The organism is Herminiimonas sp. (assembly GCF_030645555.1).
Classification (GTDB): domain Bacteria; phylum Pseudomonadota; class Gammaproteobacteria; order Burkholderiales; family Burkholderiaceae_D; genus Oxalicibacterium.
On sequence record NZ_JAUSME010000009.1, the window covers coordinates 1 to 2784 of the forward strand.

Below are 2784 nucleotides of genomic sequence, written 5' to 3' on the forward strand. Positions count from 1 at the left end.
GTGCTGTTCAAGCACTTCGGCTTCACTGTCGAAAATGTCGTTGCCGCTGTAAAGAAAACACTGGCGTGACCGAAATCACTTTCGGCCGCGCGACGGCAAATGATGCCGCAGCTATCGCCGCCTTGCGCGTCGATAGCTGGCGCACCACTTATCGCGGCGTGATGCCGGATGCCTATCTGGATGGCATGCGTGCTGAAGAAAGTGCCGAGATGTGGTTGCAGGTGCTGAATGCCGATTTGCCGACGATCGCTGTCTTCGTTGCGGAAGCGGGCACTGAACTGGTGGGCTTTGCCGCCGGCATGTTGTTGATGCCCGAGAAATTCGATTTGAATGCAGAACTGACGGCGATCTATCTGAAGCCGATTGCGCAACGCGGTGGGGTTGGCCGTCGTTTGCTTGCCATGATTGCGAGCGCATTGCAATTGCAGGGCGCCACCGGTTTGCTGGTGTGGGTCATTGCCGGCAATCAGGCTGCGCGCCAGTTCTACGAACAAATGGGCGCTGAACTTTTGATAGAACAACCGTTCACATGGGACGGGCTGGATTTGATGGAAACCGGTTACGGCTGGCGTGACCTGACCGCATTGCGGCAGGCATGTGCTGAGTAATTTTATAGTTGCTTTGATTTTTTCTGGAGAAAAAGATGACCATACGTGTCGCAATTAACGGCTACGGCCGCATCGGCCGCAACATCCTTCGCGCGCATTACGAAGGCGGCAAAAAGAATGACATTCAAATCGTTGCGATCAACGATCTGGGCGATGCCAAGTCGAATGCGCATTTGACCCGTTACGACACTGCACATGGCAAATTTCCGGGTACCGTAGAAGTAGATGGCGATTACATGATCGTCAACGGCGACAAGATACGCGTATTCGCGCAACGTGATCCGGCACAAATCGGCTGGGGTGAATTGAACATCGACGTCGTGCTCGAGTGCACCGGCTTCTTCACCACCAAGGAAAAAGCATCTGCACACCTGAAAGGTGGCGCGAAAAAAGTCATCATCTCCGCACCGGGCGGCAAGGATGTCGATGCAACCGTGGTCTATGGCGTCAATCACGGCGTGCTGAAATCCAGCGATACCGTCATCTCGAACGCATCATGCACCACCAACTGCCTGGCGCCGCTGGTCAAGCCATTGAACGACAAGATAGGTCTGGTCAACGGCTTGATGACGACCGTGCACTCGTACACCAACGACCAGGTGCTGACCGACGTGATGCATGAAGATCTGCGCCGCGCACGTTCAGCCACGCAATCGATGATCCCGACCAAAACCGGCGCTGCAGTGGCAGTGGGCCTGGTCTTGCCGGAGTTGAACGGCAAACTGGACGGCTACGCGATCCGCGTTCCAACCATCAATGTATCGCTGGTCGACCTGTCCTTCATCGCTGCGCGCGACACGACGGTGGAAGAAATCAATGCGATCATGAAGGAAGCTTCGGAAGGCGCGTTGAAAGGCATCCTGACCTATCAAACCGAGCCTCTGGTTTCTGTCGACTTCAACCACAATCCTGCATCGAGCAATTTCGATTCAACCCTGACCAAGGTATCGGGCCGTTTGGTCAAGGTGTCGTCATGGTATGACAATGAGTGGGGTTTCTCGAACCGCATGCTGGACACGACCGTGGCCTTGATGACTGCCAAGTAATTGGTTCAGTACTTAAAAAAACGCCCCGGATTCGGGGCGTTTTTTATTGGGGCTTTGCATGCAACTGCTGAGCCATCTGCAGGATCCAGCTTCTCGAAGAATGGATGAGAACCTGCCTATGCTTTTTGACTCGCAGCGATTAATCGGTCTTCACCTCAGTTATCGCTGCAGTTATTCCCTCAGTCATGTGCCAAATCCCAAACCAGATGCGCATCGATAAGCAGCCCGAAATAAGCTTTCAGCGCCACAAGCTGCGCCTGCAGTGTATTGTTGCGCGCTGCCGTTGCCTGCCGGTTTGACAGCAACATCGCTTGCAGCTCCGCTTCACCTAGCGTGTAAGCACGCTGCATCAAGGCGGCATTTTCCTGCATCGCGCTGGCGCCTTCATTGGCGATTTGCAGGCTTTCGTAGGCCCCGTCAGCGGTGGCGATCGCACTTGCAACTTCGGTTTCCAGCAGGCGCTTCTTCATCTCTATTTCCTGATATGAAACGCCTAATGCAGCCGCTGCCTTTGCGCTGCGCAAATTGCGCGCGCCGCCGGGGATAGGGATGCTGATCATGAGGCCGGAAATGCGCTCCCGCCCGCCAGCCTCGGAAGCGGTGAATACTCCCAGCGTTGGATCGGGCGTATTTTCTGCACGCGCCCGTTCTGCGTGTGCCTGGGCCATCCGCATTTGCGCCTGTGCAGCTTTCAATACGTCACTTTCGGCAAGGATGCGTTCACGGATGGATGCGGCATGGTCTGCTATCTGCAATGGCGTGGGCAAAGGCAGGAGCTGACGCTTGATTCCAGGAAAACGTGTGGACAGGCGCAACCAGGTGGTGGTGGCCTGCGTTTTCACGTCATTGTTCAAACGTTTTTGCTCCGACAGTTCAGCGCGGGCAATGCTCACATCCAGTTTCGAAGCATCGCCAGCACGGATGCGCTTTTCTACAGCGGCCAGGCTGGCCTGCATCGAGAGCAGATTTTTTTCAGCCAGCTCGCGCGCACGTTCTGCCGCCAGCCAGTCCAGCCACATCGTCATCAAGTCACGTGCGGCTTCATGCAGCGCCTCTCCATAGCGTGCCTGCGACTCTTCCACCGTTGCCGTACCCAGATTGCGATCGGCCGCAGCTTTGCCGGGAAGCCG

3 protein-coding genes are annotated in these 2784 nt (G+C 55.8%); 2 read left to right on the top strand and 1 reads right to left on the bottom strand.

What is annotated here, in order from left to right; genetic code table 11:
• Nucleotides 1-65: 65 nt before the first annotated feature.
• Nucleotides 66-608 carry a GNAT family N-acetyltransferase gene (locus tag Q7T06_RS00305; RefSeq protein WP_304778182.1) on the top strand — a complete coding sequence of 181 codons (543 nt, stop codon included), beginning with the start codon at nucleotides 66-68 and terminating at the stop codon, nucleotides 606-608.
• A 35-nt stretch (nucleotides 609-643) separates the two neighbouring features.
• Complete coding sequence (gene gap, locus Q7T06_RS00310; protein WP_304778185.1) at nucleotides 644-1654, top strand: type I glyceraldehyde-3-phosphate dehydrogenase; 1011 nt, start codon at nucleotides 644-646, stop codon at nucleotides 1652-1654.
• A gap of 179 nt (nucleotides 1655-1833) precedes the next feature.
• Here gap and Q7T06_RS00315 read toward each other — a convergent pair.
• A partial coding sequence (locus Q7T06_RS00315) for a TolC family protein (RefSeq protein ID WP_304778188.1) occupies nucleotides 1834-2784 on the bottom strand: 951 nt, incomplete at its 5' end.

Excerpts from the sequence above, each read along its gene's own strand:
- gap (WP_304778185.1), top strand. The coding sequence starts at position 644 with ATGACCATACGTGTCGCAATTAACGGCTACGGCCGCATCGGCCGCAAC.